Origin of the sequence: Altererythrobacter sp. GH1-8, assembly GCF_043702085.1 — a bacterium.
Lineage (GTDB): Bacteria > Pseudomonadota > Alphaproteobacteria > Sphingomonadales > Sphingomonadaceae > Erythrobacter.
On sequence record NZ_CP171690.1, the window covers coordinates 178073 to 190702 of the forward strand.

Annotated in this window: 13 protein-coding genes and 1 tRNA gene; 9 read left to right on the forward strand and 5 right to left on the reverse strand. The window is 59.3% G+C overall.

What is annotated here, in order from left to right:
• Nucleotides 1–2 precede the first annotated feature (2 nt).
• Complete coding sequence (locus tag ACG9DO_RS00910; protein ID WP_394729753.1) at nt 3–1097, reverse strand: fatty acid desaturase family protein; 1095 nt, start codon at nt 1095–1097, stop codon at nt 3–5.
• 155 nt (nt 1098–1252) lie between these two features.
• On the opposite strand from ACG9DO_RS00910, the gene ACG9DO_RS00915 reads away from it, so the two are divergent.
• Together ACG9DO_RS00915 and ACG9DO_RS00920 are read left to right on the forward strand one after the other, a co-directional pair.
• Nucleotides 1253–2410, forward strand: a complete 1158-nt coding sequence (locus tag ACG9DO_RS00915) for an N-acetyltransferase (protein ID WP_394729755.1) — start codon at nt 1253–1255, stop codon at nt 2408–2410.
• 295 nt (nt 2411–2705) lie between these two features.
• Complete coding sequence (locus ACG9DO_RS00920) at nt 2706–3476, forward strand: response regulator (protein ID WP_394729757.1); 771 nt, start codon at nt 2706–2708, stop codon at nt 3474–3476.
• Between the two features lie 4 nt (nt 3477–3480).
• Here the strand turns inward: ACG9DO_RS00920 and ACG9DO_RS00925 are convergent, their stop codons facing one another.
• The gene (locus ACG9DO_RS00925) at nt 3481–5088 is read right to left on the reverse strand and encodes a CHASE domain-containing protein (protein WP_394729759.1); all 1608 of its coding nucleotides are present in this window, start codon (nt 5086–5088) and stop codon (nt 3481–3483) included.
• A gap of 282 nt (nt 5089–5370) precedes the next feature.
• Here ACG9DO_RS00925 and ACG9DO_RS00930 point away from each other — a divergent pair, with 282 nt between their 5' ends.
• Both ACG9DO_RS00930 and ACG9DO_RS00935 read left to right on the forward strand, forming a co-directional pair.
• Complete coding sequence (locus ACG9DO_RS00930; protein WP_394729761.1) at nt 5371–5601, forward strand: NepR family anti-sigma factor; 231 nt, start codon at nt 5371–5373, stop codon at nt 5599–5601.
• Nucleotides 5601–6230: a sigma-70 family RNA polymerase sigma factor gene (locus ACG9DO_RS00935; protein ID WP_394729763.1), complete on the forward strand. Its 630-nt coding sequence runs from the start codon at nt 5601–5603 to the stop codon at nt 6228–6230. The genes ACG9DO_RS00930 and ACG9DO_RS00935 overlap by 1 nt, the downstream gene beginning before the upstream one ends.
• Before the next feature lie 67 nt (nt 6231–6297).
• Here the strand turns inward: ACG9DO_RS00935 and ACG9DO_RS00940 are convergent, their stop codons facing one another.
• Complete coding sequence (locus ACG9DO_RS00940; RefSeq protein ID WP_394729765.1) at nt 6298–6909, reverse strand: superoxide dismutase; 612 nt, start codon at nt 6907–6909, stop codon at nt 6298–6300.
• A 184-nt stretch (nt 6910–7093) separates the two neighbouring features.
• Between ACG9DO_RS00940 and glmM the strand changes: the two genes are divergently transcribed.
• The 3 genes from glmM to thiD are packed head-to-tail and all read left to right on the forward strand — an operon-like array spanning nt 7094 to nt 9469.
• A complete protein-coding gene (glmM, locus tag ACG9DO_RS00945; RefSeq protein WP_394729767.1) occupies nt 7094–8431 on the forward strand; it encodes a phosphoglucosamine mutase in 1338 nt (445 codons plus the stop codon).
• On the forward strand, nt 8431–8658 hold the full coding sequence (locus ACG9DO_RS00950; RefSeq protein WP_394729769.1) for a DUF1272 domain-containing protein: 228 nt from the start codon (nt 8431–8433) through the stop codon (nt 8656–8658). The genes glmM and ACG9DO_RS00950 overlap by 1 nt, the downstream gene beginning before the upstream one ends.
• A complete protein-coding gene (gene thiD, locus ACG9DO_RS00955; protein ID WP_394729770.1) occupies nt 8648–9469 on the forward strand; it encodes a bifunctional hydroxymethylpyrimidine kinase/phosphomethylpyrimidine kinase in 822 nt (273 codons plus the stop codon). Before ACG9DO_RS00950 ends, thiD begins: the two co-directional genes overlap by 11 nt.
• 16 nt (nt 9470–9485) lie before the next feature.
• Here the strand turns inward: thiD and ACG9DO_RS00960 are convergent, their stop codons facing one another.
• Together ACG9DO_RS00960 and ACG9DO_RS00965 are read right to left on the reverse strand one after the other, a co-directional pair.
• Nucleotides 9486–10358 (reverse strand): LOG family protein, encoded by an 873-nt coding sequence (locus ACG9DO_RS00960; protein ID WP_394729772.1) that lies wholly within the window; start codon nt 10356–10358, stop codon nt 9486–9488.
• A gap of 69 nt (nt 10359–10427) precedes the next feature.
• Nucleotides 10428–10501, reverse strand: a tRNA-Gln gene (locus ACG9DO_RS00965).
• 222 nt (nt 10502–10723) lie between these two features.
• On the opposite strand from ACG9DO_RS00965, the gene ACG9DO_RS00970 reads away from it, so the two are divergent.
• Nucleotides 10724–11965: a Ppx/GppA phosphatase family protein gene (locus ACG9DO_RS00970; protein ID WP_394729774.1), complete on the forward strand. Its 1242-nt coding sequence runs from the start codon at nt 10724–10726 to the stop codon at nt 11963–11965.
• On the forward strand, nt 11962–12627 hold the full coding sequence (locus tag ACG9DO_RS00975) for an RlmE family RNA methyltransferase (RefSeq protein WP_394729776.1): 666 nt from the start codon (nt 11962–11964) through the stop codon (nt 12625–12627). The genes ACG9DO_RS00970 and ACG9DO_RS00975 overlap by 4 nt, the downstream gene beginning before the upstream one ends.
• Nucleotides 12628–12630 lie beyond the last annotated feature (3 nt).

Below are 12630 nucleotides of genomic sequence, written 5' to 3' on the forward strand. Positions count from 1 at the left end.
GTTTATCGCGAGCGCGGCACCATCGTGCTGCGCGCGATCTTGCCGACAAGGGATAGCATACCGGAGTGGTTAGCCCCGTCATAGGTTGATGCCTCACCCAATTCCTGCTTCAGGCGGCGATGCGCCTCGGGCAGATCGTGATAGGGCATCGACGGCATCAAGTGATGCAGCGCATGATAGCGAAGGCCCACCGGCGCCCAGATTTCAGCAGCAAGGCCGGGGGGCGGTACATTGACGCTATCAAGGAATTGCGCGGTTACTGTCATTGGTTCGCCGTCATTCTCCCACAGATGCGCCACAAGCGTGCGCAGCTGGTTGAGCAGAGCGGTCAGCGAAAGGATGGCGAGCGCGATCAGGAGCGGACGCCAGCCTAACACCTGCGTGCTCGCCAGCAACGTCCATGCCCACAGCATTCCGCCAGTTTCTTGCCATAGCACCCGCTGACGGAACGCACTCTCAGGTGGCTTGCGGCGGAAATCGGGATTGATCGACAAGGCTGACGCGCGCGCCCAAACCAACCTGCGGATCGGCGGGATAATCGCGCCAAGCGGCACCAGCACGCCAAAGCGCACGAGAAATGCGATCGGCGCGAGCAAGGCGATCAGGACAAAGGCCGGGAGCGACCATGGCTTCATCAAGGCAAGCGGCAGATATTCAGGATCCTCGACGGTCCCATATTGCGTGCGCTTGTGGTGCAGCGTGTGCACGCCTTCATACATGAAACTGGGGGTAAGCAAGGGAATGCCGACGAGGAGGTTCCAGCCCAAGCGAAATCCGGGCAGCGCATCACGGTGGATGTGGGTAAGCTCATGAATGAACATCAGCGCGCGGTAGAAAGCGAGTGCGGCCACAAGGCCACTCAGCACCGCCAAGGGCAGCGATGCGGTAAGGATGGCGAAAGCTGTCGCGCCATAACCCAAAGCGGCTGAGACCAACATGTCCGGCCAGTAGAACGCGGCCCTTGCCGCCCCCAGATCCTTGACCGCGTCGCGCGCAGCACGCAGCATTTCCTTGTCGTCGCTTGACAGGAAATCGAGCCGCGTCGGGCGGGTTGCAACGGCCGGATTGGCAGGGTCTAATGTTCGACTTGCATTCATAGGTATGTCTCTGCTGCGCCTCATACCGCATTTATTGCGGCAAGGACAAACTCGGTTTCTCTAACAGAGTAATCGGCTCAGTTGCTTGACTTGGCGCAATTTGCACACTCAGAGCTAATGGGGCCTGAATATGCAAATCGTGTCGGGGTGTTGCAGTGAGCCATTCGCAGATAGTGATCGAGCCGGTAAGCGGCAAGCAGGGACGCGTGGAGTTTGTCGATCTCGGCCGCGCATTCGCCGCCCGGCTTCCCCACTCCGTGCCGCAACTGCGCGGGGAGCAATTGGAGCTGATCAATCCCGAAAAGAACCCCTTCTTCGGCCATGCCAAGGCGCAGATGTTTATCGCCCGACGCGGCGGTCAGGCAGCAGGACGCATCTCTGCGCATATCGACGAGCTTGCGCTCAAGATGCCTGCCGAGCAGGGATTTGGCCCCGGCACGGGAAATTTCGGACTGTTCGATGCAGCGGACGAACAGGTCGCACTGGCTCTGCTGGTGGCTGCGGAGGAATGGCTGCGTGAACAAGGCATTACGCGGGTTCTGGGGCCGATCTCGCTCTCGATCTGGGAAGAACCGGGCTTGCTGGTGAAAGGCCAGGACCATTCACCGATGATTATGATGGGTCACCACCCGTCCGAATATCGCGAGTGGATTGAGAATGCGGGCTACCGCAAGGCCAAGTCGCTGCTGACCTATGATCTCGATGTCCGCAATGAGTTCCCCCCACTTATTCAGCGCATCGTGAAGTCGGGCGAACGCAACGAACGCATTCATGTAAGGCAAGTCCGCAAGAACGACTGGGATGCAGAGGTCGAAATCATTCTGACAATCCTGAATGATGCCTGGTCCAGCAATTGGGGCTTCGTTCCCTTTACCCCGGAGGAAATCGCCTATGCGGGGAAGAAACTGCGCCCCATCATCCATGAGCCGCTCAACATGATTGCCGAGGTGGAAGGCAGGCCGATGGCATTCATGCTCACCTTTCCCGACGTTAATCACGTCCTCAAAAAGGTCGATGGCAAGCTGTTTCCGCTTGGCTGGTTCCACTTGCTCAAATGGATGCGAAACCCTGCTGGATCGGGAATGCGGGTCCCTTTGATGGGTGTGAGGAAAGAACTACACAATTCTCGGCTGGCAAGCCAGCTTGCCTTCATGATGATCAGTCAAATTCGGCATAATGCATGTGATCTTTATGACAGCGAGCGCGGTGAAATCGGCTGGATCCTTGATGACAACGAAGGGATGAAAGCGATCGCCGACGCAATCGAAAGCAAGGTCAATCGAGAATATTGGGTGTTCGAGAAAGCGCTTTGATCGCTGCGTCGCTGACGCGATTTCCAGCTGCCGAGGCATCAACGAAAAAGGCCCCCGCCCTCCGTACAGGAGGTCGGGGACCTTCGGGATCGTATCACCAGCCGCTTGGACGGGAGGGGGGTCTCGGCGGTGACGAAACCTAAATGCTCAGACGAAACGCCGGTTCCCGGGCAAAGCGTATTTTTTGAAACTTTTTCCTTCGCATAGGAGTTTGACTGATGAGAAGGTTGGCTAAAAGGCCGCCAGATAGCTTTTGGCCTGCAGTAACGAGGCCTGTGAAGGGAATGTTAAGCGCATGTCATTGAGTGAAAAGATCGCTGCACAATTGCCCTATCTTCGGCGTTACGCTCGCGCGCTGACCGGCTCGCAGGGCTCAGGCGATGCCTATGTCCGAGCTACCCTCGAAGCAGCGCTTGCTGACCAGGAATTGAAACAGTCGCTAGAGGCTGGCCGGGTTGCACTCTATCGCGCGTTCACCTTGGTCTGGGCATCGGCCAGCGGCGATACTGACGCCGCCGATAGCGCAGCCAGCACAGCCCTGGCTTCAGTTACACCGCTCAACAGGCAGGCCCTGCTGCTTACAACTCTGGAGGATTTCAGCACCGCGCAGGTGGCAGAGATACTGGCGCTGGAGCCGGATGACGTAGACGCGTTGGTTGATGAAGCCATCGCGGAGATCGATCGAGAGGCCAAGACCAGCGTCCTGATTATCGAGGATGAGCCGCTGATTTCCATGCAACTGGAGGACCTCGTCTCGTCGCTGGGCCACCAGATCTGCGGGACTGCCGCGACGCGGACACAGGCACAAAACGTGGTTGCGGAAAAGATGCCCGGTCTTGTCCTCGCCGATATCCAACTTGCGGACGGTTCGTCCGGGATCGATGCGGTTGAAGATATCCTTGCGATCACCGAGGTGCCCGTGATCTTCATCACCGCCTATCCGGAGCGGCTGCTGACCGGCGACCGGCCGGAGCCGACCTATCTCGTGACAAAGCCGTTTGAGGAACGCACGGTTCGTGCAGCAATCAGTCAGGCACTGTTTTTCGGCCACAGCAAGCCGTTGTAGGGTTTTAGCCCTCACCCCTTGCCAACTGTTCGGCCCTGAGCTGAAATTCGCCGCGCTGACGCACGGGGACACGCAAGGTGCAGCGCACCCCTGTTTCGTTGAAACTCAGATCGACTGGATGGCGCAACTCGTGCGCTACGATCTTTTCGATCAGGTCAGTGCCGAAACCCGGCTTGCGGATGGACGAGACCGAAGGTCCACCGTCTTCGACCCATTCGACGACAGCGAGCCCATCATCGGTCAGGTCCCATGAAATCTTCACTGACCCGCCGGCTACGCTGAGCGCACCGAATTTTGCCGCATTCGTCGAAAGCTCGTGGATCGCGAGCCCAAGTGACAACGCATCATTCGGGGCAAGCTCGACATGCGGGCCCGACATGGACACAGCATTGCTTTCATCGCCGATATAGGGCGCAACTTCGACTTCAACCACAGCACTGATCGGCGTCGTTCCCCACTCCGAGTTAGTCAGCAAGGCGTGGGTCGCGGAAATCGCGCGAATGCGCCCCTCCAGGCCATCTGCAAATTCATCAATGTCGCGTGTCCTGCGGCGGGTAAGCGAGATGATCGACAAGACATTGGCCAGAGTATTCTTGACCCTGTGATTCAGTTCGCGGGTAAGAGAATCCCGGATCGAGACCTGCTGGGCAAAGCGATCAAGCGACGCTTCATCTTCAAGCGCCTGTTGTGTGAGCAACCGAGCCAGCAGCATCAGCAGGCTCGCAACGGCAAGGCCGAACAGCAATGTCGCCATCGACAATGGCGATAATGCAGGCCGATGAGGCGCGCGCACTTCCAGCCTGAACATTCGGCTTGCGATTTCCACATCAGCGCTCTGGAGCAGGCTGGTGGAACCGGCGTTACCGATCGAAACCAGCGGGTCATTTGGCTGAGCCTGGATGTCATACAGGCTGACAGCGATGCGTTTAGCACCTGAAAGCTCAATCGCCGACAACAGCAAATCGCGAGCATTGAAAGGACTGTAGATGAACCCCTTGAGCCGCCTACCACCGTCAAAGTCCTCGAATACCGGCATGTAGACAAGGAAGCCGGGTGCGTCCCCCTCACCTTCCTGAAGCAACACGATCGGGGCAGAGGCGACCGGCGTAACGGATTGAACGGCCTCTCTCATGGCCGCGCGCCGCCGAGGTTCGGAATACATGTCATAGGCAAGAGCCCGGCGATTGCGCTCCGTATCGGGTTCTAGGAATGTGACCGGCACAAGCATCTCGGCGGCTTGTTCAGGACGCGGGTTGACCAAAACCGAGCGGCTCAACTGATCGCCGATCCGTCGCTCAAAATCCCGCGCTTTCTCAGGAGCGATGGCTTCAGCCCAGCCGATCCCGTCCGACCCGCGAAAATCAGCATCCAGCCTGAGTTCGTAGACAAAGCGCCGGAACAGCGGGAGATCGACAGTCTCAACAGAGCCTGCCAGCGCCGCACCGGCGCGCAGATAGGAAGCGTTGGTATGACCACGTCGATCGAGCGCTGATGCCACAAGCTGCGTCGCCTCTTCGAGCGCGGCATGTTCCCTGCGATCCTCGCCCTTTTCGATCGCAAACACGCTGAGGCCGGTGATGGACAAAATCGCGAGAAAAATCGCGATCGGCACGGCTCTGGGATATTTGATTAGCCAAGCTTGAGCAGGTCTGCGGGGCGGCTCCGATAGCCCGGTCCGGCCCATTGGGGGCCATGCTTTGGATGAGCCTGGCGCTACGGGGCTTTCAGACATCGATTTACCAGGCGGGCTTGAGCGATCATTTTACCTCGAGGTATGGAGTTTACCTTCGCTCATGGGAACCAAAGACAGGAGCTTTCGTTCCTATGCGTGTGTCCGTATGGAGGCCAAATTCGCAACTTGGGATGCAAGTGAGGGCACCGGTCCTCATGAACGATGAAGGATTTCATGGGATCGGAAAAGACGCCTCAAGCGAACCATTCGCCCAAGCCGCACGGCAAGGATGACAGTTCGAGCTGTCGGTCGAACTCCGGCCAGCCGCGCAAACCGGACTGGGCAGATGGACTGCGCAAGCTCTACGATTCAGTCGTCGATGAGCCATTGCCTGACAATTTCAAGGATCTGCTCGCCAAGCTCGACGATGAGCCTGAAAGCGGCAGACACTGATGGCCAAGACAAAGACTTCTGACAAACCCAAGCGCACCGCAGCTGAACGCGCTGAGTTCAAGCGCGAACTGACAGACGTAGTCCCGCATCTGCGCGCGTTTGCCCGCGGCCTGTGTGGCAGACCCGACATGGCGGATGACCTCGTTCAGGAGGCACTGCTGAAGGCATGGGCAGCGCAAGATCGCTTTGAGCCTGGCACTTCCATGCGTGCCTGGACCTTCGTTATCCTGCGCAATGCCTATCTGACCGACATGAGGCGCAACCGGTTCCGCGGAGAATATGACGAGACAGTTGCAGAACGCATTCTGACCGCCCCGGCAGGACAGGAAGAGCCGATCCACCTGTCAGACATGCATCGCGCCCTTTTGACGCTCCCGCCGGAACGCCGGGAAGCCCTGTTGCTCGTCGGAGCAGGCGGATTTTCCTATGAGGAGGCGGCACAGATTTGCGGCTGCGCGGTCGGTACGATCAAGAGCCGTGTTGGACGGGCTCGGGCCGCGCTAACCTCCATGCTCGAAGACGGCTCGATCCCCCGGCGATCGGTCGATGATGATTCCGCGCATCGGGCAATCCTCGAGGAGCTCGACGACGTGGCGGCAGGCAACGGTATCGGTGCCAAGACCCTGTAGGGCAAAGAAAGGCCCGCCACGTTGAAATCGCGCAGCGGGCCTTTTCAAGCAAAGATGGACCTGATCTTTATTTCGGATAGACCCAGGTCGCGCCGCGCGCGAGGTTTTCGCTAGCAAACGCCCAGTTCAGCTTTTGCTCGATTACGCTATCAAGATAGGCAGGACGCTTGTTCTGGTGGTCGAGATAGTAGGCATGTTCCCAAACATCGATTGTCAGTAGCGGGTTGAAGTCACTGTCGGCCAGCGTATCGCCATCATGCGTTTCTTCGATTGAAAGCTTGCCATCCTTTTCCGCCAGCCAGACCCAGCCGCTGGCAAAATGGCCAGCGCCGCGATCCTTGAGCTGCTGTTTGAGCTCGTCGATGGAACCAAAAGCTTCATCGATCTTGGCGGAAAGTTCGGCTGATGGCGCAGTACTCTCGGCCGCCATCGAGTGCCAGTAGAACGCGTGGTTCCAGCTTTGCGCCGCATTGTTGAACAGGCCCTGGTTGCTGCCGCGTGCCGCAGCAATGATTGTTTCCATGGATGAGCCTGCATGATCGGTGCCTTCGATCGCGGCGTTCATCTTGTCGACATAGGCCTGGTGGTGCTTGCCGTGGTGGAAGGACAGCGTCTCCGCCGAGATGGCTGGGGCAAGCGAAGTGTCTGAATATGGAAGGGGGGTCAGTGCAAAAGCCATTGTAACTCCGTTGATTGGATTGGGGGCTTGGATTTGATTTGGGGTCCATTCTTCTAACGCACGAGACAGCTTTTTGTTGCAATTGCGAATTTGAGCATGGCTTGCGCGAAAAATGCACGCCCCCTTCCCTTTGACCGCCAACCACGCCAAAAGCGATGCTCCTTTACCGGTTGCAGGCTTACCAATGACGCGCAAATTCTTCGGGACTGACGGGATCAGAGGACGCACCAATGCAGGTGTCATGACGGCCAGCACTGCGATGCGAGTGGGGCAGGCGGCTGGGCGGCACTTCATGCGCGGTGGTCATCAGCATCGCGTCGTGATCGGCAAGGATACGCGGCTGTCGGGCTATATGATGGAAAGCGCGCTGGTGGCAGGCTTCACCAGTGTCGGCATGAACGTGATCATGACCGGACCGCTGCCGACACCCGCCATTGCACTGCTAACCCGCGAAATGCGCGCTGATCTCGGCGTGATGATCTCGGCGAGCCATAACCCTTACGAAGACAATGGGATAAAGCTGTTCGGCCCCGACGGCTTCAAGCTTTCAGACGACGATGAAGCGCAGATCGAAGCCTTGATGGACGAGGAGCCGCTGCTGGCCGAGGCATCGCGAATCGGCAGAGCCTGGCGGATTGACGATGCGCCGGGTCGGTATATTCACGCCATCAAGGGCTCGATCGGGGCAGACATCCGTCTTGATGGCCTCAAGGTGGTTATCGATTGCGCGCATGGCGCAGCTTACAAGGTTGCGCCGACTGCGATATGGGAGCTGGGCGCTGACCTGATCTCTATCGGCGTGTCGCCCAACGGCACCAACATCAATGACGGGTTCGGTTCGACCAGCATTGCAGCCTTGCAGCAGAAGGTCGTCGAGGAAGGCGCGCATATCGGGATCGCGCTTGACGGAGATGCTGACCGGCTGATCGTTGTAGATGAGCAAGGCAAAGCGGTAGATGGCGACCAGATCATGGCAGTTATTGCCACGAGAATGCTGGAAAAAGGCGCTTTGGCAGGTGGCGGAGTGGTCGCCACGGTCATGTCCAATCTCGGGCTTGAGCGTTATCTTCACGGGATCGGGCTAACGCTGGAGCGGACCAAGGTCGGCGATCGCTACGTGCTTGAGCGAATGAAGGAAGGCGGCTTCAATGTCGGTGGGGAGCAATCGGGGCACATGATCCTGCTTGACCATGCGACAACGGGTGACGGGACCGTCGCGGCGCTGCGAGTGCTGGCGAGCCTTGTAAGGACCGGCAAACCAGCCAGCGAACTGCTGCATATGTTCGAGCCGGTCCCCCAGCTCTTGCGCAATGTCCGCTATGAAGGCGGAAAGCCGCTGGAAAATGCAGCAGTCCAGGCCGTGATCGCGGAGGCCGAACGTGAACTTGCCGGCAAGGGCCGACTGGTAATCCGCCCTTCTGGCACAGAGCCAGTCATTCGCGTGATGGCGGAAGGCGATGATGAAAGCCAGGTCGAGGCAGTTGTCGGCCGCATTTGCGATGCGGTGAAGGCAGCGACCTGATGCTCGACATGCGCCCCGATTGCGAACGCTGCGGCCTCGATCTTCCCGCTGAAGCGCCTGGCGCCTTCATCTGCAGCTTCGAGTGTACCTTTTGCGCCCAATGCGCCGAAGCGCTGGACGATGTCTGCCCCAATTGCGGCGGCGAGCTGATGGATCGCCCGACCCGCGCCAAAGCGCTGCAGAAGAAGTTTCCACCTTCCACCGAGCGTAAATTTCATGGCGACTAGGCCCCCTCCCCGCATCCTGTCCATCGCGGGTTCGGACAGTTCGGGCGGCGCTGGGATCCAGGCCGACATCAAGACGATCACCATGCTCGGCGGCTATGCGATGACCGCGCTGACCGCAGCGACCGCGCAAAACAGCGTGGGCGTTCAGGCGATAGCTCCCATGAGCCCCGATTTCGTCGCGCAGCAGATTGCATCCTGCGCGGCGGATATCGGCGTCGATGCGGTCAAGATCGGCATGCTGCATGATCGCGCTATCATCGAAGCGGTCGCGGCGGAGTTGGGCAAGCTCGATCCGGACATTCCCGTCGTGCTCGATCCGGTCATGGTCTCGACCTCAGGCGTGCCGCTGATCGCGCCAGACGCCATGGCCGCGAATGAGGACCTGCTGTTTACCCGCGCAACGATCCTCACCCCCAACCTGCCAGAGCTTGAGCTGATGGCCGAAACGCAGCTGCGCTCGCTTGACCGGATGGCCGATGCCGCCCAAGCGCTTGCGATGGAATATGGCTGCCATGTTCTTGCCAAGGGCGGCCATACCCATGATGCCCGCGTGATCGACCTGCTGCTCGCGCCTGACGGGAGCCAGGCCATCAGCTTCAACCATGCGCGCATCGACACGCCGCATACGCACGGTACGGGTTGCACGCTGTCAGCCGCGATTGCGACCTTGCTGGGTTACGGACAACCGCTTGAGCACGCGGTGCGGCTATCGCGCCAATTCGTGTTTCAGGCGATCAAGGCCGCGCCGGGTTTTGGCGCTGGCAATGGCCCCCTGGGCCATCAGGCGGTAGGCAGAAGAAGCGAAAGCTGAGCCGCATTCAGACCCGCTACCTCTCCAATTCGTAGAATCCCGCGATGTGTTCCCAGGCTTCGTCTGCGGTCTCGCACCAGTGGAACAGTTCGAGATCTTTCGGCGAAATCGTGCCTTCCTCGGCAATTGCCTCGAAATTGATGACGCGGTTCCAGAATTCCTTGCCGAACAGCAGGATCGGCAGGGCACGCATCTTGCCGGTCTGGATCAGTGTGAGCAGCTCGAACAGCTCATCGAATGTGCCAAACCCGCCTGGAAACACAGCAACCGCGCGCGCACGCAGGAGGAAATGCATCTTACGCAGCGCAAAATAATGGAAATTAAGCGAAAGATAAGGCGTGACGTAGGCATTGGGTGCCTGTTCGTGCGGCAGAACAATATTAAGCCCGATCGATTCCGCGCCCGCATCGCTGGCCCCGCGATTGGCCGCTTCCATGATCGACGGGCCTCCGCCTGAGCAAATCACAAACTGCCGCTTGCCATCTTCAATGATCGCCTTTTCGCTGACGAGCCGGGCAAGCGTGTAGGCCTCGTGATAGTATTTCGCCTTCTCCGCGAGGCGCTGAGCGACTTTCTGGTCGTATTCGCTGCCGTCCTTCGCTGCATCGATCTTGGCCTGGGCCTTCTCAGGCGAAGGAATCCGGGCCGAGCCATACATCACGAGCGTCGAGCCAACCCGTGCTTCGTCAAGCAGCATCTCCGGCTTCAACAGCTCCAGCTGGAAGCGGATCGGACGCAGCTCCTCGCGCAGCAGGAATTCCGTATCGCGAAATGCCAGTTTGTACGCCGGATGCTGGGTTTGCGGCGTGCATTCAGGGCAGTCATCGGAAAAACGGGCTTCTTGCCTGGCCGGATAGAAGCGGCGGTCCATCAAGTCTTTTTCAGTCATTGGCTTGGCTCTACGCCGCACTGATTGTGCGGGCAAGACAGCATTGTCAGGAACTGGTGAAAGTAAGGTTGGATGCCCCGCGTGGATTCGAACCACGATTGACGGAGTCAGAGTCCGTAGTCTTGCCGTTAGACGACGGGGCATCAGCTGCGCGCGGTGGATTACGCTCCGCTCAGGCGGGCAGGCGTCGCGCATCTAGTTTCGCCTGTCCCCAAGGTCAAGGTCTGTCGGCGTTGAAGGCTCATGAGAGCACAACGCTAACCTGGTTAATCGGGTGATCTTGTCTCGTATCGCGGTCCGCGCTACCTTGGCCTCAAGTCCTCGTGCAAATTCTGCGCGAGAGGAAAAGAGAAAGACCCTGTTTCATGGCGGACACACAGCCGCCGGACATGAAGAACAGGACCGGGTTCAAGAGGGGCGGCAAGTCCGGCAAGGTAGCCGATTTCCGCTACAAGCGTCCCTCCCGGTCCAAGGATGATAAAGCTCCTGCCGCTCCAAAGGACAACGGCGGGGCAGACCGGCGCAAACAGAGCGATCACGCTTCAACGCGTGGGAAGGCGGCTGGTGAACCGCGCTTCACATCGCTCAAGAACCGCAATTCCTTGCAATCCGGACCCCGGCCGAACCAGGCCTACGCCGCGCTCGATTTGGGAACGAACAATTGCCGCTTGCTGATCGCGCGGCCATCGGGCGAAAATTTCACGGTTATCGACGCGTTTAGCCGAGTAGTGAAGCTGGGTGAAAACCTCGCCAAGACCGGGCAGCTAAGCGATGCTGCGATGGATCGCACTCTCGAAGCGCTGGCAGTGTGCAGCGAGAAACTGCGCCGCCGCAATGTCTATCTTGCTCGCTCGGTGGCGACAGAAGCATGCAGGCGTGCAGCCAATGGCGCGCAATTCATCGAGCGGGTCCGCCGAGAGACCGGCATCGTGCTCGACATCATCACCGCGCAGGAGGAGGCCCGCCTCGCCGTGCTGGGCTGTCACATCCTCCTGGAGCAAGGCAAAGGCCCGGCGATTATCTTTGACATCGGTGGCGGCTCGACTGAACTCGTTCTGCTGGAAGGTGGCGGTCCGATCCCGAGGATCAAGGACTGGCTGAGTGTGCCCTGGGGCGTGGTCTCGCTGACTGATACCGTGCCGCGGACTGGCAGCAGCGATGCAGACCGCGCGGCCCGCTATGCCGAAATGCGCAGATGCGTGCTCGACAGTTTTGCATCATTTAAGGCGCGTATTGGCGATGCGGCGTTGGACCCGTCCATCCGCCTGCTTGGCACAAGCGGCACGGTCACAACGCTCGCCAGCCTGCACCTTGAACTGCCGCAATATGACCGCAAGGCTGTCGACGGCCTGATTGTGCCTTCCCAAGCGATGCGAGATATCAGCGCGCGCCTCTCCACTCTTAGTCGTGATGATCGCAGCGCCTTGCCCTGTATCGGCAACGATCGCTCTGATCTGGTCGTTGCCGGTTGCGCGATCCTCGAATCGATCCTCGACATCTGGCCGGCCAGGCGGCTGGGCGTGGCGGACCGAGGCATTCGCGAAGGAATCCTGCGCAGCCTGATGGCAACCGAACTGAATGGCAACGCAGCCGGGCGAAAGGCATGAGTCGTTCAGGCAGAAATACCGACCGACGGGTCCGCACAGCGAAGAAGCGCACCGCCTCTTCCACGCGCTGGCTAGAGCGGCAATTGAACGACCCTTACGTCAAGCAAGCCAAGGCTGACGGCTATCGCAGTCGTGCAGCGTACAAGCTGATCGAACTCGATGAGAAATTCAAACTGGTAAAAGGCGCCCAGCGCGTGGTCGATCTTGGCATCGCACCGGGTGGCTGGGCGCAGGTGGTGCGCAAACTTGCGCCCAGAGCCGGGATCGTAGGCATCGACTTGCTGGAAACCGAGCCGCTCGAAGGGGTCACGATCCTACAAATGGATTTCATGGATGACGCGGCGCCAGGCGCATTGACGCAGGCGCTCGACGGCCCGCCCGATCTGGTCTTGTCAGACATGGCCGCGAATACCGTAGGGCACAAGCAGACCGATCATCTGCGCACGATGGGACTGGTCGAAGCCGCCGCCTGGTTCGCAATCGAGACGCTGGAGGAAGGTGGCACTTTCGTGGCGAAAGTCCTTGCGGGGGGAACCGATACCGAACTGCTCGCGCTGCTCAAATCGCACTTCAAGAGCGTCAAGCACGCCAAGCCGCCAGCCAGCCGCAAGGGTTCATCGGAATGGTATGTGATCGCGCAGGGCTTCAAACCCCGCGCTTAGACT

Coding starts and splice junctions, on each gene's coding strand:
- ACG9DO_RS00910 (WP_394729753.1), bottom strand. CDS start 1,097: ATGAATGCAAGTCGAACATTAGACCCTGCCAATCCGGCCGTTGCAACC.
- ACG9DO_RS00920 (WP_394729757.1), top strand. CDS start 2,706: ATGTCATTGAGTGAAAAGATCGCTGCACAATTGCCCTATCTTCGGCGT.
- ACG9DO_RS00930 (WP_394729761.1), top strand. CDS start 5,371: ATGAAGGATTTCATGGGATCGGAAAAGACGCCTCAAGCGAACCATTCG.
- ACG9DO_RS00935 (WP_394729763.1), top strand. CDS start 5,601: ATGGCCAAGACAAAGACTTCTGACAAACCCAAGCGCACCGCAGCTGAA.
- ACG9DO_RS00940 (WP_394729765.1), bottom strand. CDS start 6,909: ATGGCTTTTGCACTGACCCCCCTTCCATATTCAGACACTTCGCTTGCC.
- glmM (WP_394729767.1), top strand. CDS start 7,094: ATGACGCGCAAATTCTTCGGGACTGACGGGATCAGAGGACGCACCAAT.
- ACG9DO_RS00950 (WP_394729769.1), top strand. CDS start 8,431: ATGCTCGACATGCGCCCCGATTGCGAACGCTGCGGCCTCGATCTTCCC.
- thiD (WP_394729770.1), top strand. CDS start 8,648: ATGGCGACTAGGCCCCCTCCCCGCATCCTGTCCATCGCGGGTTCGGAC.
- ACG9DO_RS00960 (WP_394729772.1), bottom strand. CDS start 10,358: ATGACTGAAAAAGACTTGATGGACCGCCGCTTCTATCCGGCCAGGCAA.
- ACG9DO_RS00970 (WP_394729774.1), top strand. CDS start 10,724: ATGGCGGACACACAGCCGCCGGACATGAAGAACAGGACCGGGTTCAAG.
- ACG9DO_RS00975 (WP_394729776.1), top strand. CDS start 11,962: ATGAGTCGTTCAGGCAGAAATACCGACCGACGGGTCCGCACAGCGAAG.